Genomic DNA, 21485 nt, shown 5'->3' with positions numbered 1-21485 from the left:
CATGGCCACGTCTTCGCGCACGTCCAACCGCCTGCCCTTCTGGCTCGGCCTCGCCTTCATCGTCGTCGTCCTGGACCAGTTCACGAAGACGCTGATCCTCGGTTACTTCCAGGACGGCGAAGCCCGCGTCGTCACGAGCTTCTTCAACATCGTGCGCGTGCACAACAGCGGTGCGGCGTTCTCGTTCCTGGCCGACGCGGCCGGCTGGCAGCGCTGGTTCTTCGTCGGGGTCGGCGTCGCCGCCTCGGCGGTCATCGTCTGGATGCTCGCCAACCATGCGTCGCAGCGGCTGTTCAGCTTCGCGGTGACGATGATCCTCGGCGGCGCGGTCGGCAACGTCATCGACCGGCTGCTGCACGGCCACGTCATCGACTTCCTGCAGTTCCGCTTCGGCTTCCTCGAGCCGATGTTCCGCGGCGGCTACTTCCCCAGCTTCAACGTTGCCGACGCGGCGATCACGCTGGGCGCCGTGTGCCTCGTGCTCGACGAGATCCTGCGCGTGCGCCGCGGCGGCAAGTAAGGCACCCGCACCGCCACCCGGGCACGGCGAATCGCCCCGCGCCGGCCGGCGCAGGCTCAGGGAAGCAGCACCGTCGAGCCGGTCGTGCGCCGGGCTTCCAGCGCGCGGTGCGCCTCGGCCACGTCGGCGAGCGCCCAGCGCTGGTCGATGCGGATCCGGACCTCGCCGCTGGCGACGACATCGAAGAGCTCGTCGGCCATCTCCTGCGTTCGCTCGCGCGTCGCGATGTGGGTGAAAAGCGTCGCGCGGGTGACGTACAGCGAGCCCTTGGGGCCCAGCGTGCCGATCGCGAACGGCGGCACCGGCCCCGACGAGTTGCCGAAGCTGGCCAGCAGGCCGAACGGCCGCAGGCAGGCCAGGCTGCCGTCGAAGGTGTCGCGGCCGACCGAGTCGTAGACGACCTTGACGCCGCGCCCGCCGGTGATGTCCTTGACGCGGGCGACGAAGTCCTCGCGCGTGTAGTCGATCATCGCCGCCGCGCCGTGTTCGAGCGCCAGCTGGCACTTGGCCGCGCCGCCGGCGGTGCCGATCAGGCGCAACCCCAGCGCACGCGCCCACTGGCAGGCGATCAGGCCGACACCGCCGGCGGCGGCATGGAACAGCACCCAGTCGCCCGGCTGCAGGCCCTCGACCGGCAGCGTCTTCTTCAGCAGGTACTGCGCGGTCAGGCCCTTGAGCATCATCGCCGCGCCGGTCTCGAAGTCGATGCCGTCGGGCAGCTGCACGACCTGCGTGGCCGGCATCACGCGCAGCTCGCTGTAGGCGCCCGGCGTCCCGGCGGCGTAGGCCGCGCGGTCGCCCGGCTGCAGGTGCGACACGCCGTCGCCGACGGCCTCGACGATGCCGGCGCCTTCCATGCCCAGCACCAGCGGTAGCGGGTTCTGGTAGAGGCCCGTGCGCTGGTAGACGTCGATGAAGTTGAGCCCGCAGGCGTGGTGGCGGATGCGCACCTGGCCGGGTCCGGGTTCGCCGACCGGCAGGTCGACGGACCGCAGCACCTCGGGGCCGCCGAAGGCGGAGATCTGGATCGCGCGCGGCATCGTGTTCTCCTCGTGACGAGCGCGCAGGTTAAGCGATGCCGAACCGCCACACCGGCGGTGGCATGATCGCCCGCCCGATGAGAAGACTGATCCAAGCCCCCAACCTCGTGCTGGCCACCCTCTGGGCCGACCAGCTCGGCGCCGCCGGCATCGCCGCCAGCGTGCAGCGCGCCTTCGCCAGCGGCATCGCCGGCGAGATCCCGCCCGACCAGAGCCTGCCGGAGGTCTGGGTGCCCGACGACGAGCACGCCCGCGCGCAGACGCTGCTCGACGAGTGGCGGCACCCGCCGCACCACACCTGGGCCTGCGCCCGCTGCCACGAGATCGTCGAGGGGCCGTTCGAGCAATGCTGGAGCTGCGGCGCCGAGAGGCCCGCGGCATGACGCTCACACCCCGGATCGCGGCACTGCTGACCGTGCCGCCCATGCTGTGGGCGGGCAACACGTTGCTCGGCCGCCTGCTGGCGCCGGTGATGCCGCCGCTGCTGCTGAACTGCCTGCGCTGGTGGCTGGCACTGGCCATCCTGCTGCCGCTGGGCTGGCGCGCGATCGGCACACCCGAGCGCCGCGCCGAGATCCGCGCCCGCTGGCGGCCGCTGGCCGGCCTCGGGCTGCTCGGCGTGGGCGCCTACAACGCGCTGCAGTACCTGGCGCTGCACACCTCGACGCCGATCAACGTCACGCTGATCGCCTCCAGCATCCCGCTGTGGATGATGCTCGTCGGCGCCCTCTTCTATCGCGAGCGCCCGCGGGGCGGGCAACTGGCCGGCGCGGTGCTGTCGCTGGCCGGCGTGATGGTGGTGCTGCTGCGCGGCGACCTGTCCAGCCTGGGCACGATCCGGCTCGTCGCCGGCGACCTGTGGATCCTGGTCGCGGCCCTCGCCTGGGCCGGCTACAGCTGGCAGCTGGCGCGGCCGGCGGCGTCGATGCGCGGCGAGCAGCGGCCCGACTGGAACTGGGCCGAGTTCCTGCTCGTCCAGGTGATCTTCGGCGTCGGCTGGGCGACCTTGTCGGCCGTCGGCGAGGCGATCTGGATGCCACAGCCGGTGCAGTGGTCGCCGATGGCCGTCGCGGCGCTGGTCTTCATCGCCGTCGGGCCGTCGGTGCTGGCCTTCCGCCTCTGGGGCCGCGGCGTCGCCGAGGTCGGCCCGGCGATCGCCGGCTTCTTCGCCAACCTGACGCCGCTGTTCACCGCGCTGTTGTCGGCAGCGCTGCTGGGCGAGCCGCCGCACCCGTACCACGCGCTGGCCTTCGCGCTGATCGTCGGCGGCATCGTGGCGTCGAACCGGCGCTGACACTCGCCGCGCGCAGACGAAGAAAAACCTCGGTCGCTTGCGCGGCCGGGGTTTCGGTTTGGATGGGGACCGGGGTCACTCGAATTCACGAGGGAAGCCGTCTCAAAATTGCAACGAGTTACACCAAAAGTTATACACACGGTGTGCCGCGTGCATTGGCCACCGAGCATCCTCGGCCAGGCTTGCAGGCGTTCGGCAGCAGCGCAGCCACAGGGCAGAGCAGCATCGCCACGGCACCGCCCGCGGGGTCGGCCGGGCATTCGCCGCGCAGCACGAAGCGCTCGGAGCGTCGTGGCCGGAGATCAACGCCAGCCATTGCGCCGACACCGCCGACGCGCCGCTCTCCAGCGCCAACTCAGGCTTCAGCGCGGCGCGCACCGGGCGCTAGTGCATCGTGAGTGCTGCCCGACGACGTCAGGCCAGCACTCACCGCCACCCGCGTGCCGAACTTCCCGATGCCTCACGCTCGTGATGCGCGAGACGGTGCGGTCGCCGCCGTCCTGTGCGAGACTACTGACGTCGTCCAGCTTGCTGGCGGCTGGAGAGGCATCCGACGCGGGCTCATTCCCTGCACCACCGGGTGCCTCTCTTCTTTTTCAAGCGTCGGCGCGTGCGTGCTGCAGGCCGTAGACATGCTCTCGAGGCACTCGCCGCCTCCTCGATCGTCACGCAGTTGCTGGTGTCGGCGACGGTGTCATGGAAGTCGACCTTCGGCGCAGCCTCGTCCAGCGCCTCGGCCTGGGCCTTGTTCTCCAGCGCCAGGCGCTGGCGCTCCTCGAACTGTTCCGCCCACGCGCGCGCCGCGGCGGCGGGGTTGCTGAAGTCCGGCAGCGCGGCGACCTGGCGCCCGCCGCCGGCCTCGTGCTCCTTCAGGCGCTTCTCGCACTCGATGAAGTAGCGCCGCGCCTCCCGGCCCTTCGCGTTGCGCTCGACCATGGCCAGCTCTTTCGCCGTGTCGAGGGTCAGGTGGTAGTCGATGCGTGTCGTGCGGCGGGTTCCGCCTTGGTGCGGAACTTGGATTCCCGTTTCGGAAATCAAGTAGTCGACCTCGTTGGAGAACCCGTACTGGTCGATGCGCTCCTTGATCCACGCGCCGAACACCTTCCCGACCTCCAGGAACGCATGCAGCGCGCGGGCGTCGACGGTCTGCACGGTGGAGCCGGCGATCTCGTGCTGGGCCAGCGGGATCAGCTGCTGGCGGCCGGGCTCGACGTCGTTGGCGACGTGCTGGGACCGGGCCGCGGCCGGCACCGTGGCGGCGGGGTCGACCAGCGGGAGCTGGCGGTGCGGGCGGCGGTAGGGCGTCGCCGACGTGTGCAGCTCGGCGATGGCCGCGTCGACGATCTGCTCGGCAGCTTCGAGCGCGCCGGCGAAGCGGTCGGCCGGGATCGACTCGACGTAGCGCACGCTGAACCGGCTGGCCAGCTCGGACTTCGCCCGCTCGATGAACTTGCCGCGCTGGCCTTCGGGCATCGCGCACCAGCCGCGCATGAGGCGCACGTTCAGTGCGGCGAGCTGGCGCTCGTTGATGACGTGGATCTTCGCTTGTTGTGCCATGGTGGTCTCCGTTCTCAGGCGGCGTTGGGGGTTCTGAAGGCCACGGCGAGCTTCGCCAGGCCCTTGGGCGTCACGAGGAGGTTCTCGACGACCTTGTCGGTGCCGTCCGGCCGCTCGACCGTGTGGACCTTGTGCTCCAGCAGGCCGGCCTGGATGCGGTCCTGATACGCCAGCCAGCCCGAGCCGCCGGGGCGGCGGTAGATCCAGCGGTTCGCGCTCAGCCAGGAGAAGAGGTCTTTCGGGCGCACCTGCAGATCCTTCGCCGCGTCGGTCACGCAGCGCGAGCCGGCGCTGGCCTTGGCGATGCGGTGGTGCGCGTCGACGGCGACCTGCATGGTGTCGACCTTGGCCTGAAGGTCGCGGTTCACCTCGACGAGCTGCAGCGCGACGATGGCGAGCTGCTTCGGGTCGCGGATGTCGATCGCGCCGGGGTGCGGCTGCTGCGTGACCAGCGCGTCGTAGGCGCGGATGACCTTCAGATGGAAGGCCGGGCTGATCCACATCGCGTAGGCGTAGACCAGCTCCTTGGCGACGTAGGTGCCGTTGTTGCGGCCGTCGTTGACCGTGGCGAGAGGGGTCACGGAATTCCGTGAGGCCCCATCGGCGGCCAGTTCGGACACCAGCGCCTGCGTCTGCTGGTTCTGCAGCCAGGTGCTGGGGCGATGCTTCGTCTCCGCGCCGGAAGCGCGGTGGAGGTCGTTGAGGCAGTAGCGGCCGGCCGAGTCGGTGCGGATGGCGGTGTCGGCGATGACGAGGTCACGCATGGCGTTCTCCTTCGGTGGCGCCGGGCTGGCGCTGGTGCGTGGAGGGGACGGCGGAAGCCGCCAGCTCGGCGAGGCGCAGTTGCAGCGCTTCCTTCGCGGTCTCCGCGGCCACGAGCGCCTGCAGCGCTTCGCGGTAGGTCTTCGGCAGGGCCGGTGTTGCGACGCGCGGTCGCTTGACGTTGCCCTATGGATGGGCCCCGCCTGCCGATCGATTCATACCGTATACGGTATATGAGATACGTTAGAGTTCTCGCGCCGACTTCGAACGCGAACCGTGCTCAAGGCTGCGGCGGCCTTGAGCCAAGGCGGTTGACCGAGAGGTGCTGCGCCCATCGGTCTGACCACAACGCCCAACCCCGCACCTCCCAACATGTTGACGTTGCCGCACCGAGACCGCTCTGCTGATCCGACGCTCGATCACCTGCTGGTAGCACCTGCGCCCTACGTCCGGATCCCGCTGGCCGCGCACATCACTGGCTACACCGAGAAGGCGATCCGCCGGAAGATCGACGAAGGCGTCTGGCGCGTCGGGAAGGAGTACCGAAAGGCGCCAGACGGCTCGGTGCTGATCAGCATCGCCGGCTACGCTCGGTGGGTCGAGACCGAGAAGAGGCGCTGAAGCTGGCGGATTGCTTGGTCGGGCGGCCCTGACCCTTTTCGCCGTAACTGGCGAAAAGGTGCACCACGTAGTCCTGCCCCTCGGAAAAGCGTACTGCGCGATCCGATCCTTGACCCAGTTGGAGAAGTCCTTCCCGACCTCCAGGAACGCATGCAGCGCGCGGGCTTCGGGAGTGCGAATGCCGGCTGCGTCCGACCGTAGACGTCGGGGAGATCAACGCAAAACTGCGACGATGTCTTGCCGACCTGGCGCCCGCCGGACGCCTCGGCTTCCAGCCAGGTGGCGATGACGGCAGCTCGGCCGTCATCGCGCCATGTTGGGTGTTCAGCGCCTCAGCTCCGGCCGTGAAGCGCCAAAGTTCCCGCGCCAGCGACGACGAAGGGACCGATCGCGCGCCTGGTGACATCCAGGGCCGCAATGCCCGAGGTCTTTACTCCCCGCCTCCAGTCGGCTCGCTCGTCTCGGAGGTGGGATCGGGGATCCCGTTTCCTTCGGCGCGCCCCCGATCGCTGGCCACGCGGGACGTTCGACCTCGCTTCGGCCGCACCAGCCCGGGTATACGGCCCTTGAACTCCTGGAACGCCACGTCTCGGGCCGCCTTCCAGGCGCGGTCGGCTTCGCGCTGGCCATCGGGCGACGCGAGGCGGATCGCTTCAGCGAGTTCGCGCTTCTTCAGGAGGATGGCGTGTTGGTCGGGGTCGAGCCTGTCGTTGTAGTCGCAGCGCACGCACCACCAGTCGAGGTCAGGGTAGTTCCTGCGGGGGCCCTTAAGGCCGTCGGGGAGCGCGCGGGTCAGGCGGAAGCGGAAACTACCGGACCGCCAGTAGTATTGACCGGCCCCTTCGGGCCACGTCACGCCCGCAGGGAACTCGATTCCTTCGGCTTCGAGTTGTGCTCGGCTGCCCTCGATCTCCCAGTAGTTGAGGCCATGGGGCTGGATGTAGACCTTGAGCTCGCGCTCGGCGGACTGTTCGGTGGCGGAAATTGCGGCGGCGCGCGCCTGGGTGTGACGGTCGAGCATGGAACGCTCCTTTTCGAGACGTTGAGAACGTCTTGCCGGAGCGTTTCCACGCGCGCACGGCAAGATGGCCGAGAGGTTGGAAACCTGGGAAAAGCCAGGCGGGCGTATTCCCCATCGCTGGGTTTTGTATTTCGAGGAGGTTCGCTCCCCCGCCACGGGTTGCCCCGTGACAACCGCCCTCTCGGCCATCCAAAAATGAATGGCACGGACGCAAAAAAGCCGCGTGACTGACGGGTGCGGCCTCCGCTTTTCCTTGGGGTTTCCACGCCCCACCTCTTTCGAGGCGCGTTCACTTTGCCAGAGGGAGGCCGAAGCTGTCAACGCGACGCCGCGAGCGCTGGGCCAATGCGTAGACTGCCGGGGAACCATGCGCCGGGGCGCGGTCAGCGCTCTGCAGAGCAGCTCACAGAGGAAAGCGATGAACGAAGCAGGCCAGGGCTCAACCGGCCGTGATGCCGTGTTCCCGAGCGTGATCCTGTCGACCGAGGAGATCGCCGCCTTGACCGGCTTCCGTCAGCCGGCGAAGCAGCTCAAGGAGTTGCACAAGCACGGGTTCTGGAGGGCGCGACGCCTTCCGACCGGCGCCATCATCCTCGAGCGAGCCCACTACGAGGCGGTCTGTCGAGGGCACTTGGGCAGCCCGAACTCTGCCGAGGAGGCGAGGCAACGTGAGGCGGACGCGGCAGACGTCGAGGCTGAGCTTGCGCTTCAGCGATGGGCGGAAAAGCGGCGCCTGCGACTGGAGCAACTTGCCGCCGATCGCGCTCGAAAGGCTGCAGAGCTAGCCGCAGAGAGTGCCCGCAAGGCGGAGCAGCGTGCCCGCAAGGCATCCCAGAAGGCACAAGGCAGCGGGCCACGCCCACCCAGCGCCTCATCGCGATCCGGGTAGCGGCCGTACACCTGGCCGCCATCCAACGGTCAGCCGAGGTGCTGGCGAAACGAACGCGAGTCGAGCAACCGTCTGCCCGAGGTCCGACGCAGCTGCGGCCGCCAACGCGCCGCGCGTGCCGGGCGGTTCAGTTCACGCTCGAGTGCTGGCACCACCCCTGGCACCTTCTGGCACGCGTAGTTGGCGCGGCCACCTAGCCAGAAAGCCGACCGTCGTGATCCGTCCCCGCCAGCGCCGGAAAGCGGCCCCACCAGGCGAGGTGTCAGGTCGGAACATGCGACGCGCGCACCGCGCCCACCCCGATGCGGGCCGCGGCGCCGCCCCTCGTACACGAAGGACATCACATGAACGACCGCATCAAGTCGGACGCCTCCGGCCTGCTCGTTGGCACCCCGATCGACACCACCGCCGAGGAAGACAGCGAACTGCTCGGCGACATCCGGGACAACACCGGAAAGATCCTCGACGTCCTGCAGCGCCGCCCCGATGGGCATGGCACCTCCAGCCGCCAGCCCGTGGCGCCCGTGTCGCGCTCGGCTGACCGCGCCGCGCGCGCACCGTCGGTTGACTCACCCACGGCGCCACGCAAGATCGCCACGCCTGTTCCGCGCTCGGAACGAGCTTGGGGCTACCGCAACCTCGCAAGAGGAGAGGACCGCAGATTCGCGCCGCGCCGAGGCGCGGACACGTCCAGCGCTGCCGACTCGCGCGCTGCTGGCGCGGTCGCGCGCTCCGCCGAGCAGATGGCACGCACCGCGGAGGCGGCGCGCAAGGACGCCAAGGCCGACGCGCGGCGCGACCAGGCGCGCGACGCCCGCGGACGGTTCGGCGGTGGCCAGAAGGACGGCTCCGGCGTCATCGCAACGGTCGGCCGGCTCGCCGGCGGCCTGACCTCCGGCGCTGGCGCCGCCGTCACCGGCGTCGAACGCATCGACCCGATCGTGGGCGCCGCCGCCGAGGTGCGTGATGTCGTCGCGCCGCTGGGCCGCGCCGCCAGCTACTTCGCCGGCCGCCGCCGCGAGCGCGACGATCCCAGCGTTCCCTGGCTGCGCAAGCTCTGGCGCGAGATCCGCGGCGCCAGGCGCGACGACGCCGCCACCGCGCGCTCGATGCAGCGCGGGCTCAAGGACGTCAAGGACGCCGCCGGCGCCGCGCGCGGGGAGAGTGGCGGCCTGCTCTCGGCGATCGGGTCGCTGCTGCCGGCGGCTGTGGCACCCGTCATCGCAACCGTCGCCGGCATCGGGACGAAGATCAGCGGCATGCTGGGTGGGATCCGTGCCGCACTGTCGAAGCTGCCGCTCCTCGGCCCGACGCTGGCCAGTGCCGGGGACGCAGAAGCAGCGAAGGCTGCGACGTCCAAGCCCGGCGGATTGCGAGGGCTTCTCGGGAAGCTGCCGCTGATCGGCACGATCGCCACGGCTGCGCTGGCGCTGGCGGAGGACCGCCGAATCGCGAACGACGCCGGCTTGACCGACGACGAGCGTGCGCGAAAGCGGGCCGAGAACGTCGGCGGCTTCACGGGGGCCGTCGGAGGAGCTTCTGCCGGCGCTGCGTTCGGCACGATGATCGCGCCTGGCCCTGGCACCCTGGTCGGCGGTGTCCTCGGGGCCTACCTCGGCAGCAAAGCCGGCGAGATGGTTGGCGAGAAGGCTGGTCAGCTCGGCTGGGTCAGCGAGCGCTTCGAGTCCGGTGGGCGCGGTGTCGGGACTATCTCGAGCGGCAGAGGCGACCGCGGCGGTGTCAGCTACGGCAAGCACCAGCTCGCGACGAACACAGGGACGATGGCCGAGTTCCTTCGGTGGGCTCCGGAGTACGGCGCGCAGTTCGCCGGGCTGACGCCGGGAACGCCCGAGTTCAACGCCAAGTACCGTCAGGTCGTCGAGCGCGATGAACAGGCCTTCGGCGACGCACAACGGCGGTTCATGATCGCCACGCACTACGAGCCGGAGATGGCGAAGCTGAAGGCTGCGGGCTTCGACCTGTCCGGCCGCGGCGCATCGGTTCGCGAAGCGGTGTTCTCGACCGCCACGCAGTTCCGAGGCGATGCCTCGAAGATCATCGCCGCCTCGCTGAAGGGGCGCGATCTCGCAAGCATGACGGACGCGCAGATCACCGACGCGATCCAGGATCGCAAGATCCAGTTCAACGACGCCTACTTCCGCAGCAGCAGCCCGGCGGTGCGGGCCAGTCAGCTCCACCGGGCGATGTCGGAGAAGGAGTTGCTGCGTCAGGCCGCCGTGCCGTCGGTTGCTTCGCCCGCCGTCGCCCGGAGCACGGTTCAGGTGACGACGGCCTACTCGCCGACCGTGCCGCGTGTGCCGGCCGTGGCGGCGGTTCCGCCAGCGCCGACGGTGGAGCCGATTCCGGAGCGTGTCAGCAGCTCGGCGCCGGCGCCCACGACGGTCGTCGCCCAGGCCCCGCTGACGCAGGACGTGCGGGATCGATCGATCGCGCACATCTGCTGCGGCGGCATCGGGTCGCCGACAACCCACTATCACTGACGGCCAGCCGACTCAGCTTCAGCGCGACATCCAGCGTTGCAGTCGCCCTCAAGCTGCGTCGTCGGCGCCGCATCGTTCGTCCATCGTCTCAATCCGCACCGCGCCCAGGTCGCGGATGACCTGACGCGCCACCTCGTTCTCGATCGCGCCCGTGTCGCGCGTCAGCGGGTCGAACCCGTGCGCGCTGTCCAAGTCCCAGAGCTCCGCGTGCTCGTTCAACTCGTCGGGCTCGCAGGACATCCACAGCATCACACGCTGACGGCGGTCGAGTGTGGCGACGGCCCGCCGCGCCGCCATCTGCAGCTCGCTGACCAAGGTCTCGAACAGCAGGTGGCCGTCGGCCTGAACGATCATGGCCGCCTCGACCCACGCCGTCGCGGCGTCGCTCCCTGACCGTCGATCGTTGAAGTGCATCGCGGGCGTCGATGTCCCCGGAGATGCGGAAATCCTCCCCAAATCCTCACCTGAGGCGGGCACCGCTGGGGACGCGCGAATGCGGGGCGGCATCCCCAGAGGGGTCGACCCAGGATGCATCGCGCGGGAGGATCAGCGGGGCGCAGCCCCGGCTGTGCCGCAAAGGACTTGCGGTCTTGGCCGTCACCACACGGCGCGAAGCGACGCGCCGCGAGTTCCGCCCTGCGTCGTGCCTACAGGTCGCGGAGATCGCCGGCGGCGGCGCGTCTGCAGTCGAAGTCCGGCATGGGCCTGAGCTTCACCTGGCCGCTCAGGGCCGGCGGTCGCCGACGGGCACGCGTGGCCTCGAGCATGCGCGCTGCGGCGTGCCCACGGATGAGCGTGCGCCACACCGCCGTCGACATCGCTGCGTCGAGGTCTACGGGGATGCGCGGCGAGCGCCGACGCAGCTCGGCCAGCGATGTGGCGAGCTGCTCGCGCGACAACTCGGGGGCGCGGTCGCTGGACATGTCCTACTCGCCTTGAACGGGCTGCTCGCCGGCCGCGTCAAGCCACCGCGCAATGTCCTCGCGGCGGAACCGCCGACCACGAAGCCCGGCGATCACCACCGGCTCCGGGAACCTCCCGGCGGCATTCAGCCGGCGCAGCGTCCTTGCGGACAGCCCGATGACAGCCGCGGCTTCAGTCCACGTCAGAAGATGCCCCGTCAACGCGACCAGGGGCGGGCCCGAGCCGATGGCGACTTGCTTGGGCATCACGGCTACTCCACGTCTTCCGGGTCTGGAAACGCCGAGAGGGGGATGCCCCCCCACGGCGCTGATCCGAGCTCGCGTGCCTTCTGCTCGAGCTGCGCTCGCAACGACGGCTCCAAGCGCTCGAGCTGCATGTGCGGATCGCGAAGGAGCCGGGCGAGCGCCTGGCTGCATCGCGCCGCCTCTTGCACCTTGTTCGCGTGCTGGGCGACCTTGTTCGCGTGCTGGGCGAGCTTGTCGGCGCAGGCGCGATAGGAGGCTGAGTCTCCGCTGACCTGGGGGGGCCGTAGCTCACCGACGGCGGCGCGCTCCAGAACGGACTCGAACTTCCAGAACAGCGCGTACGCAGCGCGCTCGTACAGTTCCCTGTCGATCTGGCCATCGGCCGCAGAAGTGGCGCCGCGACTATGTGACGTCGTCATCTGGTCGTCCTTTCAGCCCATGGTGCCGTGGCCGCTGGCCTTGCGCTGCTCGCAGCGGAGGCGTTGACGTTCCTCGACCGCGGTCCGCGTGCTCTCGTCGAGTTGCTGCACGCGCCGCAGCGGATCGCGAAGAAAGGCATGGAGGACGTCGTACCTACGCGAGGCCTCGTTGATGCGCATCTCGGTCTGCGCGCGCTGGTCAGCGTTCTTCTCGGTCACGATGCGGTCGATCTCCGCGCTGGGAACGCCGGCCTCCCGGAGGGCCCCGCGCATGTACTTCTCGCCAGCGTCGATCACGTCGCGCATCGTCTTCGTCAGCGTGGCGAGCTCGGCATCGGCCGCGAACATCAGCTCGGTGACGGCACCGTCCAGCGCATTGCGCTGTACCGCGTCTTGCCGGCACAGCTCGTCCAGGGCGCACTTCTCGTTCTGCAGTTCGCTCCGGAGCGATTCCGCATCGGCGATCAGCGCGCGCAGCCAGCGTTCGCCGTCGTCCATGAGGGCAACGCGCAACCGCAGGTCGGACGGCTTCAGCTGCGAAACCAGCGCGCCGAGGGAGTGGATCGCGCGCCTGACCAGCATGCGGATGTCGTCGCCTTGCTGGAGAAGGAGGGTGGGTGCCTCCGGAGGAATGGGGCCGAGGGGCTCGATTTCGAATTTCATGATGTCGGTCCTTTGTGTGCAGCACGGGACTCCGTGTGACTGCGCGTGACATCCTGGGTGCTGTTCCGAGCCCGCTTTCGCGGTCTTACCGATCGCCGCACCGCGAGCCGCCCCGAGATCCAAGGGACGGCGCACGCGGCAGGGCCCGCGCTTCTTGACACGGCTCGCCGGTTGGCCAGAAGATCTAGGCCACGCTGGTGACGCGCGAAGCGAGAAGGTTCCGAACCCTCGCCGTTGGAAGTCGTCTCAGGAAGCAGCCCCTCGCGGGGCTGTTTTCCTTTCTGGGCTGCCAGCGCCGCAGCCAGGTGCTCTACACGCGCCGCGGCGGCGGGGTTGCTGAAGTCCGGAAGCGCGGCGACCTGGCGCCCGCCGGCGGCCTCTCGCTCCTTCAGGCGCTTCTCGCACTCGATGAAGTAGCGCCGCGCCTCCCGGCCCTTCGCGTTGCGCTCGACCATGGCCAGCTCCTTCGCCGTGTCGAGGGTCAGGTGGTAGTCCTTCTGGATGACGTTGGAACGGATTCCAGTTTTGGAAACCGTCACCACGTAGTCCTGTCCCTCGGTGAAGCCGTACTGCTGGATCCGCTCTTGGACCCAGGCCGCGAACACCTTCCCGACCTCGAGGAACGCATGCAGCGCGCGGGCGTCGACGGTCTGCACGGTGGCCCCGGCGATCTCGTGCTGGGCCAGCGGGATCAGCTGCTGGCGGCCGGGCTCGACGTCGTTGGCGACATGCTGGGCCCGGGCAAGCGTCGCTCTCGGCATGCCGCCGCGCATGGAGCTCACCGCCGAGGCGGCCTGGCGCTGGGCCGGAACGGGCCCGGCTGGAACTCCGACGTCACGCTGTCGGGCTCTGTCAGCCGTCCGCGGCCGGTTCCCGGAGACCTGCCGCCTCTGCCGCGATCGCCCTGCCGCGCGCCCGAGCACGTTCGCCGGCCTCGCGAGACTTGCGCATGGCCTCGTCGTAGAAGGCGTCGAGCTCGGCGACGTCGACCGTGAGGTTCAGGTCGCGTGCGTTGTCCTGCTCGAAGAAGTTGACGTGCCGGGCGAGCTGCATCAGCGCGTGGTCGCGGTCGGCCAGCTTCACCTCGATCCCCTCCTTCGTCTCCTTCACCCCACCGAACAGCGCGATGGCGCCCTCGCTGTAGGTTTCGGAGTCGCGCAGCCGCACGCGGGCCTCGCCGTCACCGCCGCACGTCGGGCAGTCGGCATTGGGCTTCAGCGCCCGCGAGTAGCCGCCGCCGCCGCGCTCGTCGAACTCGCCGGGGTCATCCTTCCCGGCCGCCACGCAGGCCGCGCGCAGGTCGTCGTGCCGGGCGCGGGCGTCTTCGAGTTCGCCGTCGGTGAACTGCCGTCGGTGGCCAGCGCCCCAGCAGTACCGGCACGCCGACACCCGGATCTCGGTCAGCTCGCGCGGGTCGGCGCGCAGCCGGGTCAGATACTCCTTCAGGACCAGCGCGACGTCGACCTCGTTGGCCTTGGCCGCGGCGGCCATGAGGTAGTGCACCCGCTCACGGATCTGGGCGGAGCTGGCCAACTCGTGAGCGCGCGTCCAGACCGTCTTGCGCTTCCAGGTGCGCGAGCGGGGGAACACCTCGAGGTAGGCGTCGGTCTGGTTTCGACCCTTTGCGAGCAGCGTCGCGAACGCCTCTTCACGCGGCGGCAGCAGCGCAGCGGTCGGTACGTCGTCGCGTCCGCCAGCGGTCGGGGCTGGCGGGCTGCCTGGGGGCTCTTGAGTCGGCAGCACCACGTCCGTGGTGGCCTTGCGCGCGGTCTTCCTCATTCACTGCTCTCTGCGGCGGGCGCCGCGTTCGTGTCGTCCGGAAGCATCGCCTGTTCACGCCGGCCCCACGCCTTGGCCTTTCCGCCTGACGTCGAAGGAGACCGGTTCCGTCGGGAGAAACTTACGCGGCTGCCCGCCGTAACTTTCCCCTGCTGCACCTGTCGCGCGCGTGAGCGCGCGCCTAGAGCAGGCCGAAACGGGCCGCTCATACAGAAGGAAATCGGCGTCCCGGGGTGCGTGTCTGCCGCGCCACTATCGCGGCCTCAGCCGTCGGGCATCTGCCTAGCCGCGCCGTCTCCAACGCTCGGTTCTTCGTCATCATCTTCTTCGCCGACGTCGTCCAAGCTGCCAGGCTCTGGAGGCAGCCAGTGCAGGTACCAGTCGAGGTTCAAGCCGCCGACGGCAGCCAGCACGGAGCCAAGGCCCCGCCGACGCACCTGGCGCTCGCGACGCTCCAGAGCCGCCATCTCAGCCTTCGCTGCATCCGCGGCCTCTCTCAGTGCCTGCACCAGCAGCGACCCGCCGCGAACCTCCTCGTCGAAGGTGGGAGCAACCGACCGAACGCGTTCCAGTTGGCCTTGCGCCTGAAGCACGAGGCTCGCGAGCCGGCGCAGCCTCGCCGCGTTGGGCCCTATCGCTCGCGCCACGTTGACGGACGCTGACGACATCGCTTCCACGACCCGGCGCAGCTCCGCCGACAGCCCGGCAGCGAGTTGCCGTTGAATGCCGAGAGCCGGGTCGCGGTCGGAGTCCGGCGCGAGCCCGCACAGGAAATCCATCGTGGTGCCGTAGAGCTGCGTGCACGCCAAGAGCACGTCCAAGGGAGGCATGCGCTGCCCCGACTCCATCAGCGAGAGCTGCACCTGCTGGCTGTACCCCAGACGGTGCGCGGCCTCGGTCTGCGACAGCCCGGCATCCTCGCGGGCCTCGGCCAGGCGGCGGCCCCACGCGCGCTTCTCGTCGGTCGGCGTGTCGTAGGCGGTCTTGCCCCTGCGGCGCTTGCGATGCGGCGGCCGCGGCGCCAGCTCGGCCTCCGCCGGCGTGGGCTGGTTCTGCACGAAGTCCAGCTGCATGGTCTCAACAGCGATGGGCGTCATCTGGTCTCCTCCCTGACCGGTTCCGCATACGCGTCCGCCGCACGACGGGCGCGACCTCGAAGCTCTGACGTTCTGCGGCGCCATCGTGGACGGGCTCGCCGGCCCCCTCGTCGCGTGCGCAGAGCCGCCATCAGTCGTACCTCCTTCGCGTGCCTGCCGCCGGCAGGGCGCAGCGGGCACGGACCTGCTCGATGGTCTCCGCCGCATGCTGAAACTCGTAGCGGGCGCCGTCGAAATAGGTCAGCCAGCGCGGCTTGGGCCCGTGGCGGTTCTTGTCGACCTTCCAGCCGATCGGACGGTTCTGCGCGTCGGCTGTCTTCACGACCTCCCACAGCAGCACGGCGACGTCCAGATCCTGCTCGATGGCACCGGAGTCGCGAAGGTCCGCCATGACGGGCTCCTTGTCGCCCCGCTGCTCGACCTGCCGGTTCAACTGGCTGAGCACGACGACGGCAATGCCCAGCTCCATCGCTATCCGCTTCAGGCCCTTGCTGAGTTCGGCCACCTGATCGTTCGTCGTCGCGCCCTTCAGGGTGCTGGCGGCCAACTGCAGGTAGTCGACGACCAGCACCTTGAGCCCCTTCACGTGCCGCGCCTTGCCTGCGATCGCGGCCAGGGTCAGGCCGGGCTCGTCGTCGATCCACAAGGGCGCGTCCTGCGACACCTCGGCGAAGTCCAGCATTCGGTTCCAGTCCTCGGACTCGAGCCTGGCGCTTCGGATCCGCATCGAGTCGACGCGCCCGAACTGCGCGATCAGCGCGCCTGCCACCTGCCGAATCGGCATCTCCATGCTCAGCACCAGCGTCGGCGTGCCCGCCCGAGCGATTCGGTATGCGATGGTCCGCGCGACACTTGACTTGCCGATGCCTGGGCGCGCGGCGATGCCGTACAGCTCCCCGGGGCGCAACCCTCCTGCCAGTGCGTCGTCCAGCGGGCCGATACCGGTGGCCCAGCCGACTTCTTCGCCTTCGCCGCGCTGCATCGCGTCGCACTGGTCGAGGACTCGCTGCACCGCCTCCGCGAGCCGAATCGGCGCCCGACGCATCTGCGTGCGCTGCACGGCCGCCAGGCGGGCGCCGATACGGTCGAGCTTCTCTCCGAGGTCGCTGGACGGCTCCCGCGCGATGTCGAGAGCCTCGCCGGCCGCGGCGATCAGTTCGCGCTGCGCCGCCTTGGCTGCAACGATCTCAGCGTGCCGCCGGGCATGGGATGCCGAAGGCACTGCGACGGACAGCGCGGCGATGTACTCGCGGTCGCCAGCGAAGACGAGCGTTCCTCGCGCCCGAAGCGCCTCAACGAGCGAGACCGCGTCGAGGCCGGCACCCTCGGCCCGCAGCGCGGTCATGGCAGACCAGATCGCCGCGTGGCGCCCGGAGTAGAAGCTCTCGGGCCGCAGCAGGCCGGCGACGCTGTCGAAGCACGCAGGTTCGACCAGCACCGCAGCGAGAACGCTCTGTTCCGCCTCGTCCGAGTGCGGCGGCACGAAGGCCGACCGGGGTTCTGAGACGTCGACGTCGTCCGGCCTCATGCGGCGGCTCCTTCGCACTCGAACTCGCGTTTGACCTGCTCGCCGACCGTAGTGAGTCGGTACTCGTGGCCGTCAAGCCACCACAGCTTCAGCCAGTTCCCCCGCAGCGCGAGGCGGAAAGTGACCCGCCAGTCGGTGTATCGCTTGGTCGACCGATCCTCTAGGTAGAGCCTCTTGAACGCTCGCCAGCCAAGCTCGACGAACTCGCTCGGCAGCCCGACTTTCTCCGCCCAATCCTGCACGGGGTCGTCTTCGGGAATCGCCGGTTCGCCCCGGGCTCGCACAGCTTCGAGCCATGACCTGAGAGTAACCTTCGGCGCCTTCGGGCCGGCTTTGGTCTCGGAGTCCGGCTCGGGGGCGGCGCCCCCCTGGGGGGCTACAGGGGGGATACCTGAAGAAGAAGATGAAGAAGACGGGCCTGCGCGTGGCGCCCGCGCGCGAGGTGGGTGCTCATCCAAGCCCTCACCAAAGGGGGGCTTGGGTGCGCCCTTCGGTGTCGCCTTCAGTGCGGCGCCGTTGCCGCCGCCTTCGCCGCGGACGGCGCGCACGTACTCGTCCTTAACCATGCGGCTGCTGTACCAGATGGGACCAGGCTGGGCCTCGATCAGGACGACCGGCGGGCCGTCCTTTCGGCCGCTCCTGGGCACGTAGACGTAGGGCTCGGCGAGGAAGTCCTCGGAACCCTTGAGCACGCCCTTGCGGGCCAGCTCCCGCAGGTCCGCAGCTCGACACCTGACGGCCTGTGCGATGTCCTTCAGCGGCCAGCGCAAGATGCCGTAAGGTTCCTGGTCGTGCATGAGGCACAGCACCGCGAGCCAAACACCACGCTCGGCGAACGAGCACCGCTGGAGATTCGGATTCGCGATCCAGTCAGCCGGGTAGAACTGGAAGCTCGGGCGCCTCATGCTAGAGCCACCGCTTTCCCCTGGTCCCGGCGCACCCCCACGCGCGCCAGCGCGGCACGCACGTCGTCGAGGTCGGCGCAGTCGATCGCGCGCCCCCAGCGACTCAGGACGAACTGCCGCCGGCCAATCGGCGCGCTGCTGCTCGTGAGCCTCCAGCCCGCTCGCGCGGCGAGCGCCTGCAGCTCGGCGAGCGTCTGGGCGCTGGTGGCCGGTGGGCGAGCTTCACTCAGCCACGAAATCGGCCCGGGCGAGACGGAAAGGTGGGTGTGCACTGCCCTCCGCGGTCCTGCACCATTCCCCTCGTTCGTTCGTGTCCTCGGGCCCTTGGAAGGGGGGCTCTTCGCCCCCAGCGCTTCGACACGCTGGGGGCCTTTTTCCTTGTGCGTCGTCATGGCGGCGCACCTCACGACGTGGACGGTGCTGCCTGCTGACGACGGCGGCGGGCCCCCTCGGCGCCAGCTCGAGCAGCGCGATCGACCTTCTCGGCGGCGCTCGCGTCAACGGAGCGCGCCAACAGCCAGTCGCGGATGTCGGCCACACGCCAACGAGTACAGCGCGGCGCGCGCATGACCGGCTGCGGCGCCTTGCCGGTGCGGACCAGCTCATGCCAGGTGGACACGCTCACGCAGGCAGCGGCGACGATCCCCTTGGCATCGATCAGCGCCACGTCGACCAGCGGGGCGGGCACCGCGTCCAGCGCGTGCGCAGAGTGAGTCGGAAGAGTCGGGCGGGCGCTCCCGGTCGTTTGTGGCCCGATATGGTGCGGTTGCGTCATGCCGGCCAGTGGACCGGCGGGGCGGCGCGACGCGAAGTCATCTGTCCGGCGGCATCCTCGGGCGTCCTCGGGCGTCCGAACTCGTCCGGCTACGGGCCGGGCGCCGTCCGTCCCATACGCTTGCGAAACGCCTCGCGCGTCAGCTTTCGCGCCGGGTCCACGCCGTAAAAGACCACCCCGTCCTTTACGTCGGCCAGGGGGGGCGTTGGGCTCTCCGACTGCGCGTCCTTCACCAGTTCATCCCAAACCACCGACCAGGCGGCGCCCGGTCCGGCTTTGGCCCGCGCCTTCTCGAACGCGGGGTCCAGCGGGGCGGCTCGGCGCTTTATCTTGTGCCTCGTCACAGACGTGGGTACCCGCTGCTCTTCCGTCTCGATCGCCTCGCATGGCGCCACAGTCACCGAGGGTGGGCAACTGGTCGCCGCCTGAGGATCGTTCGCCGGATCGCCTTTCTGGAAGCGGCCCTCCACCGGCGCCGCCGTATCAGCGAGTTCCTTCAGTCCATGGGGAATCGTCCACCCCTGCGACGCCGCCCACCGCGCAAAGTCTCGCAGTACTACCGAGGTACGCCAACGCTCCTCGGCGATCGTGCCGACGGCCAATAGAGCGCCGTCCCGCGGCGTTTCCGACAGGAAGAATCGGCTCGCGATGTTCAAGCGATCACTGAACTCGACCAGCTGTCGAAGCGTGCGAAGGCGGGGAAACCAGTCGGGCTCGTTGATCCAGCGCGGATCTTCGACTTTGTTCACCAACGCAGACGCGACAACGCGGGTGAACGGCATGAAGCCAAGGCTAAGGGCAACCGCCTGCCACAGCTCCAGGCGCCCTGTCCCTTTCCACGAGTCTGCCCCCCACTTCGCCTGCTGCAGGCCCCAGGGCTTGCCGCTAGGGTCTGACGCGTCCAGTGCGTCCTGAATACGTCGGCGCGACCACTGCAGCGCTTCGTCCAAGTCGTCCATCTCTTCATCCTCAAGACTGGCACCGGCAGCCGCCCAGTGCGCATCGCCAAACCCGAACGGCAGGCTCGCATTGCGCGGTTCGGCAGGGGTGCCGGTGCCAGCGTTCCCGGCTGGCGCGGTTCGTCATCCTGTGGAGCGAGCCGGCAGCGTGATCACCTGCGCCCCGTCGCGCAGGCGGTCCAGGTAGTCGGCCCATCGAACCATCAGCTCGCGCCGCTGGTCGACGAACTGCGTCCGGTCATAGGCACGCCCGAGGGGGCCGGCGACCGCGTGCGCCAGTTGTGCCTCCACGACTTCCGGCGCCACGCCCAGCCGCTCCACGGCCATCGTTCGAGCCATCGCCCGGAAGCCGTGCGCGGTCGCCGTCTCGCGGTCGAAGCCGAGCCGGCGAAGTGCCACGTTCACCGTGTTCTCACTCATCGGCCGATCCTTCGTCTGCAGACTCGGGAAGCAGTAGCGGCCGGCGCCGGTCAGGGGATGCAACCCGCGGAAGACCGCCAGCGCCTGGGGCGCCAGCGGGACGACGTGCGGCGCCCCGCTCATCTTGTCGGCCTTCTTCCGCTTCATCAGCGCGGGCGGGACGGTCAGCGTCGCCGCGTCGAAGTCGACCCAGGCCCATTCGAGCTGGCGCAGCTCGCCTGGCCGCAGCATCAGCAGCGCCGACAGCGCCAGCGCCGCGCGGGTGATGGGGTGCCCGTGGTAGTCGGCCATCGCGCGCAGCAACTCGCCGGCCTTCGCGGGCTCGATGACAGCGGCATGGTGGCGCGTCAGCACCGGCGGCAGCGCATCGCGGAGATCCGCCGCCGGGTTGCGGCCGCATGCCCCGGTCGCGATGCCGTAACGGAACACCTGCCCGCAGGCGTCCTTCAGCCGGTGCGCGGTCTCGACTGCGCCCCGATCGACGACACGGCGCAGGGTCTTCAGCAGTTCGGGCGCCTCGATCTCTGCGATCGGCCGGCGACCGATCCAGGGGAAGGCGTCTTGCTCAAGCCGGATCCGGGTTCGCTCGGCGTGCCCTTCGCTGCACTTCACCGCATGGACCAGCTCCAGCCACTCGCGCGCGACTGCCTCGAAGCTGCCGGTCGGCGGCAAGCCGGCGTCCTCCAGCGCATGCGCGGCTGCGAGCTCGGCGCGCTCGACCTTCTCGGCCTTGCGCTGCGCGCTGGGATCGCGGCCGGCGGCCAGCACCGCGCGCGCTTCGTCGCGCCGCTGCCGAGCCAGCGCCAGAGGCACCTCAGGGTAGACGCCGAGCGACAGCATCCGCGGAGCGCCGCCGAAGCGGTAGCGGAACCTCCACCAGCCGGCGCCGGTGGGTTGCGCGTCGAGGCGCAGCCCCGCACCGTCGGGCAGTCGTTCGAGCTTGCCGGACTCGGCCGCGCGCTTCAGCGCGGCGCGGATAGCCTTGTCGGTCAGGGTATCGGTAGCCATGCGTGTAACTCTACCGGAGAGCTACACACACCGGGCCCAGTTACACCAGAAGCTACACACACGATGCCCGGCTGCAAGCGGGCTCGTCCGGTCTCATGCGGACATGAAAAAGGCGCTAAGTCGTTGATTTACTTAGCGCCTTCTTGCTTTGCGGCCCCTTGCGGAGCCTTAGATGGTGGAACCGGGGGGAATCGAACCCCCGTCCGCAAGCCATCGCCGGACGGTTCTACATGCGTAGCTGGCTGATTTGAGTTTGAGGGCCCGGATCGCGCAGCAGCACGCTATCCGTTCCCCGAGTCACTTGGTTTTAGGCCCGCACCGAGTGACCCGGCGCGGGACGAGCCAATGTGAATGACCTCGCAGTCTTCGGCGTTGCCGCCTCAGACCCAGCCCATCGGCCAACTGTTGCGAGGCTCACCGGTGTTAAGCGGCGAGGGCGAAACGTTCGTCGTTCGCAGTTACTTTGTTTCCAGTGGATTTACGAGCGAACTGGTGCTCGGCATGCCCCGCGCCGACTCCGCACCCACGTCGAAGCCAGGTCGGTCCCTGAGGTGCCTA

The 21485-nt window shown here is 69.5% G+C and carries 24 protein-coding genes, 1 other RNA gene and 1 pseudogene; 6 read left to right on the top strand and 20 right to left on the bottom strand.

The genetic code is table 11. From position 1 onward, the window contains the following. Nucleotide 1 precedes the first annotated feature (1 nt). Nucleotides 2–520, top strand: a complete 519-nt coding sequence (lspA, locus tag RBXJA2T_RS16405) for a signal peptidase II (protein ID WP_009858539.1) — start codon at nucleotides 2–4, stop codon at nucleotides 518–520. A gap of 56 nt (nucleotides 521–576) precedes the next feature. On the opposite strand, the gene RBXJA2T_RS16400 is transcribed toward lspA, so the two are convergent. Continuing rightward, a complete protein-coding gene (locus tag RBXJA2T_RS16400) occupies nucleotides 577–1560 on the bottom strand; it encodes a quinone oxidoreductase family protein (protein ID WP_009858538.1) in 984 nt (327 codons plus the stop codon). Between the two features lie 77 nt (nucleotides 1561–1637). Here RBXJA2T_RS16400 and RBXJA2T_RS16395 point away from each other — a divergent pair, with 77 nt between their 5' ends. Beyond that, on the top strand, nucleotides 1638–1943 hold the full coding sequence (locus tag RBXJA2T_RS16395) for a putative signal transducing protein (RefSeq protein WP_029718760.1): 306 nt from the start codon (nucleotides 1638–1640) through the stop codon (nucleotides 1941–1943). Continuing rightward, nucleotides 1940–2854 (top strand): DMT family transporter, encoded by a 915-nt coding sequence (locus tag RBXJA2T_RS16390; RefSeq protein WP_029718761.1) that lies wholly within the window; start codon nucleotides 1940–1942, stop codon nucleotides 2852–2854. The genes RBXJA2T_RS16395 and RBXJA2T_RS16390 overlap by 4 nt, the downstream gene beginning before the upstream one ends. Before the next feature lie 561 nt (nucleotides 2855–3415). Here the strand turns inward: RBXJA2T_RS16390 and RBXJA2T_RS19615 are convergent. Together RBXJA2T_RS19615 and RBXJA2T_RS19610 are read right to left on the bottom strand one after the other, a co-directional pair. Then, complete coding sequence (locus RBXJA2T_RS19615) at nucleotides 3416–4411, bottom strand: antA/AntB antirepressor family protein (protein WP_009858535.1); 996 nt, start codon at nucleotides 4409–4411, stop codon at nucleotides 3416–3418. 14 nt (nucleotides 4412–4425) lie between these two features. Beyond that, a complete protein-coding gene (locus tag RBXJA2T_RS19610; RefSeq protein WP_009858534.1) occupies nucleotides 4426–5175 on the bottom strand; it encodes a phage antirepressor KilAC domain-containing protein in 750 nt (249 codons plus the stop codon). 370 nt (nucleotides 5176–5545) lie between these two features. Here RBXJA2T_RS19610 and xisR point away from each other — a divergent pair, with 370 nt between their 5' ends. Further along, nucleotides 5546–5794, top strand: coding sequence for an excisionase family protein (gene xisR, locus RBXJA2T_RS16370; RefSeq protein WP_009858532.1), 249 nt, complete (start codon nucleotides 5546–5548; stop codon nucleotides 5792–5794). 87 nt (nucleotides 5795–5881) lie between these two features. Here the strand turns inward: xisR and RBXJA2T_RS21055 are convergent. Further along, a pseudogene (locus RBXJA2T_RS21055) lies at nucleotides 5882–5950 on the bottom strand (antA/AntB antirepressor family protein); the annotation flags it as partial. Between the two features lie 274 nt (nucleotides 5951–6224). After that, nucleotides 6225–6815: a hypothetical protein gene (locus RBXJA2T_RS16365; RefSeq protein ID WP_009858531.1), complete on the bottom strand. Its 591-nt coding sequence runs from the start codon at nucleotides 6813–6815 to the stop codon at nucleotides 6225–6227. Nucleotides 6816–7233: 418 nt separating this feature from the next. On the opposite strand from RBXJA2T_RS16365, the gene RBXJA2T_RS19880 reads away from it, so the two are divergent. Together RBXJA2T_RS19880 and RBXJA2T_RS19600 are read left to right on the top strand one after the other, a co-directional pair. Beyond that, a complete protein-coding gene (locus tag RBXJA2T_RS19880) occupies nucleotides 7234–7704 on the top strand; it encodes a DUF4224 domain-containing protein (protein ID WP_009858530.1) in 471 nt (156 codons plus the stop codon). A 344-nt stretch (nucleotides 7705–8048) separates the two neighbouring features. Then, on the top strand, nucleotides 8049–10205 hold the full coding sequence (locus tag RBXJA2T_RS19600; protein WP_009858529.1) for a VgrG-related protein: 2157 nt from the start codon (nucleotides 8049–8051) through the stop codon (nucleotides 10203–10205). A 48-nt stretch (nucleotides 10206–10253) separates the two neighbouring features. On the opposite strand, the gene RBXJA2T_RS16350 is transcribed toward RBXJA2T_RS19600, so the two are convergent. The 15 genes from RBXJA2T_RS16350 to ssrA all read right to left on the bottom strand — a co-directional run bounded on the left by RBXJA2T_RS16350 (nucleotide 10254) and on the right by ssrA (nucleotide 21474). After that, entirely contained in the window at nucleotides 10254–10619 is a 366-nt protein-coding gene (locus RBXJA2T_RS16350) for a hypothetical protein (protein ID WP_009858528.1), read from the bottom strand. 233 nt (nucleotides 10620–10852) lie between these two features. Continuing rightward, nucleotides 10853–11128 (bottom strand): hypothetical protein, encoded by a 276-nt coding sequence (locus tag RBXJA2T_RS16345; protein ID WP_009858527.1) that lies wholly within the window; start codon nucleotides 11126–11128, stop codon nucleotides 10853–10855. Between the two features lie 3 nt (nucleotides 11129–11131). Continuing rightward, the gene (locus tag RBXJA2T_RS16340; RefSeq protein WP_009858526.1) at nucleotides 11132–11374 is read right to left on the bottom strand and encodes a helix-turn-helix transcriptional regulator; all 243 of its coding nucleotides are present in this window, start codon (nucleotides 11372–11374) and stop codon (nucleotides 11132–11134) included. Between the two features lie 5 nt (nucleotides 11375–11379). After that, nucleotides 11380–11793 (bottom strand): hypothetical protein, encoded by a 414-nt coding sequence (locus tag RBXJA2T_RS16335; protein ID WP_009858525.1) that lies wholly within the window; start codon nucleotides 11791–11793, stop codon nucleotides 11380–11382. Nucleotides 11794–11805: 12 nt separating this feature from the next. After that, nucleotides 11806–12456: a hypothetical protein gene (locus RBXJA2T_RS16330; RefSeq protein WP_009858524.1), complete on the bottom strand. Its 651-nt coding sequence runs from the start codon at nucleotides 12454–12456 to the stop codon at nucleotides 11806–11808. Beyond that, a complete protein-coding gene (locus tag RBXJA2T_RS19875) occupies nucleotides 12453–13229 on the bottom strand; it encodes an antA/AntB antirepressor family protein (RefSeq protein ID WP_202796742.1) in 777 nt (258 codons plus the stop codon). The genes RBXJA2T_RS16330 and RBXJA2T_RS19875 overlap by 4 nt, the downstream gene beginning before the upstream one ends. 79 nt (nucleotides 13230–13308) lie before the next feature. Then, on the bottom strand, nucleotides 13309–14235 hold the full coding sequence (locus tag RBXJA2T_RS19595) for a terminase small subunit (RefSeq protein WP_051141713.1): 927 nt from the start codon (nucleotides 14233–14235) through the stop codon (nucleotides 13309–13311). Between the two features lie 263 nt (nucleotides 14236–14498). Then, nucleotides 14499–15332 carry a helix-turn-helix domain-containing protein gene (locus tag RBXJA2T_RS16315; RefSeq protein WP_009858521.1) on the bottom strand — a complete coding sequence of 278 codons (834 nt, stop codon included), beginning with the start codon at nucleotides 15330–15332 and terminating at the stop codon, nucleotides 14499–14501. 130 nt (nucleotides 15333–15462) lie between these two features. After that, entirely contained in the window at nucleotides 15463–16860 is a 1398-nt protein-coding gene (locus tag RBXJA2T_RS16310) for a replicative DNA helicase (RefSeq protein ID WP_009858520.1), read from the bottom strand. After that, entirely contained in the window at nucleotides 16857–17765 is a 909-nt protein-coding gene (locus RBXJA2T_RS20805; protein ID WP_009858519.1) for a hypothetical protein, read from the bottom strand. Before RBXJA2T_RS20805 ends, RBXJA2T_RS16310 begins: the two co-directional genes overlap by 4 nt. Continuing rightward, nucleotides 17762–18037: a hypothetical protein gene (locus tag RBXJA2T_RS16295; protein ID WP_009858518.1), complete on the bottom strand. Its 276-nt coding sequence runs from the start codon at nucleotides 18035–18037 to the stop codon at nucleotides 17762–17764. Before RBXJA2T_RS16295 ends, RBXJA2T_RS20805 begins: the two co-directional genes overlap by 4 nt. Before the next feature lie 131 nt (nucleotides 18038–18168). Beyond that, a complete protein-coding gene (locus RBXJA2T_RS20245; RefSeq protein WP_157998584.1) occupies nucleotides 18169–18540 on the bottom strand; it encodes a helix-turn-helix transcriptional regulator in 372 nt (123 codons plus the stop codon). An 89-nt stretch (nucleotides 18541–18629) separates the two neighbouring features. Next, the gene (locus RBXJA2T_RS16290; protein ID WP_009858516.1) at nucleotides 18630–19499 is read right to left on the bottom strand and encodes a hypothetical protein; all 870 of its coding nucleotides are present in this window, start codon (nucleotides 19497–19499) and stop codon (nucleotides 18630–18632) included. A gap of 123 nt (nucleotides 19500–19622) precedes the next feature. Beyond that, complete coding sequence (locus RBXJA2T_RS16285) at nucleotides 19623–20927, bottom strand: tyrosine-type recombinase/integrase (RefSeq protein WP_009858515.1); 1305 nt, start codon at nucleotides 20925–20927, stop codon at nucleotides 19623–19625. Nucleotides 20928–21100: 173 nt separating this feature from the next. After that, nucleotides 21101–21474: a transfer-messenger RNA gene (gene ssrA, locus RBXJA2T_RS19870) on the bottom strand. Nucleotides 21475–21485: the final 11 nt, after the last annotated feature.

Source organism: Rubrivivax benzoatilyticus JA2 = ATCC BAA-35, from assembly GCF_000190375.1.
Lineage (GTDB): Bacteria > Pseudomonadota > Gammaproteobacteria > Burkholderiales > Burkholderiaceae_C > Rubrivivax > Rubrivivax benzoatilyticus.
The sequence above is the reverse complement of the archived record's forward strand: the minus strand, read 5'-3'. Positions and strand labels throughout refer to the sequence as shown.

Excerpts from the sequence above, each read along its gene's own strand:
- lspA (WP_009858539.1), top strand. The coding sequence starts at position 2 with ATGGCCACGTCTTCGCGCACGTCCAACCGCCTGCCCTTCTGGCTCGGC.
- RBXJA2T_RS16400 (WP_009858538.1), bottom strand. The coding sequence starts at position 1,560 with ATGCCGCGCGCGATCCAGATCTCCGCCTTCGGCGGCCCCGAGGTGCTG.
- RBXJA2T_RS16395 (WP_029718760.1), top strand. The coding sequence starts at position 1,638 with ATGAGAAGACTGATCCAAGCCCCCAACCTCGTGCTGGCCACCCTCTGG.
- RBXJA2T_RS16390 (WP_029718761.1), top strand. The coding sequence starts at position 1,940 with ATGACGCTCACACCCCGGATCGCGGCACTGCTGACCGTGCCGCCCATG.
- RBXJA2T_RS19615 (WP_009858535.1), bottom strand. The coding sequence starts at position 4,411 with ATGGCACAACAAGCGAAGATCCACGTCATCAACGAGCGCCAGCTCGCC.
- RBXJA2T_RS19610 (WP_009858534.1), bottom strand. The coding sequence starts at position 5,175 with ATGCGTGACCTCGTCATCGCCGACACCGCCATCCGCACCGACTCGGCC.
- xisR (WP_009858532.1), top strand. The coding sequence starts at position 5,546 with ATGTTGACGTTGCCGCACCGAGACCGCTCTGCTGATCCGACGCTCGAT.
- RBXJA2T_RS16365 (WP_009858531.1), bottom strand. The coding sequence starts at position 6,815 with ATGCTCGACCGTCACACCCAGGCGCGCGCCGCCGCAATTTCCGCCACC.
- RBXJA2T_RS19880 (WP_009858530.1), top strand. The coding sequence starts at position 7,234 with ATGAACGAAGCAGGCCAGGGCTCAACCGGCCGTGATGCCGTGTTCCCG.
- RBXJA2T_RS19600 (WP_009858529.1), top strand. The coding sequence starts at position 8,049 with ATGAACGACCGCATCAAGTCGGACGCCTCCGGCCTGCTCGTTGGCACC.
- RBXJA2T_RS16350 (WP_009858528.1), bottom strand. The coding sequence starts at position 10,619 with ATGCACTTCAACGATCGACGGTCAGGGAGCGACGCCGCGACGGCGTGG.
- RBXJA2T_RS16345 (WP_009858527.1), bottom strand. The coding sequence starts at position 11,128 with ATGTCCAGCGACCGCGCCCCCGAGTTGTCGCGCGAGCAGCTCGCCACA.
- RBXJA2T_RS16340 (WP_009858526.1), bottom strand. The coding sequence starts at position 11,374 with ATGCCCAAGCAAGTCGCCATCGGCTCGGGCCCGCCCCTGGTCGCGTTG.
- RBXJA2T_RS16335 (WP_009858525.1), bottom strand. The coding sequence starts at position 11,793 with ATGACGACGTCACATAGTCGCGGCGCCACTTCTGCGGCCGATGGCCAG.
- RBXJA2T_RS16330 (WP_009858524.1), bottom strand. The coding sequence starts at position 12,456 with ATGAAATTCGAAATCGAGCCCCTCGGCCCCATTCCTCCGGAGGCACCC.
- RBXJA2T_RS19875 (WP_202796742.1), bottom strand. The coding sequence starts at position 13,229 with ATGCGCGGCGGCATGCCGAGAGCGACGCTTGCCCGGGCCCAGCATGTC.
- RBXJA2T_RS19595 (WP_051141713.1), bottom strand. The coding sequence starts at position 14,235 with ATGAGGAAGACCGCGCGCAAGGCCACCACGGACGTGGTGCTGCCGACT.
- RBXJA2T_RS16315 (WP_009858521.1), bottom strand. The coding sequence starts at position 15,332 with ATGACGCCCATCGCTGTTGAGACCATGCAGCTGGACTTCGTGCAGAAC.
- RBXJA2T_RS16310 (WP_009858520.1), bottom strand. The coding sequence starts at position 16,860 with ATGAGGCCGGACGACGTCGACGTCTCAGAACCCCGGTCGGCCTTCGTG.
- RBXJA2T_RS20805 (WP_009858519.1), bottom strand. The coding sequence starts at position 17,765 with ATGAGGCGCCCGAGCTTCCAGTTCTACCCGGCTGACTGGATCGCGAAT.
- RBXJA2T_RS20245 (WP_157998584.1), bottom strand. The coding sequence starts at position 18,540 with ATGACGCAACCGCACCATATCGGGCCACAAACGACCGGGAGCGCCCGC.
- RBXJA2T_RS16290 (WP_009858516.1), bottom strand. The coding sequence starts at position 19,499 with ATGGACGACTTGGACGAAGCGCTGCAGTGGTCGCGCCGACGTATTCAG.
- RBXJA2T_RS16285 (WP_009858515.1), bottom strand. The coding sequence starts at position 20,927 with ATGGCTACCGATACCCTGACCGACAAGGCTATCCGCGCCGCGCTGAAG.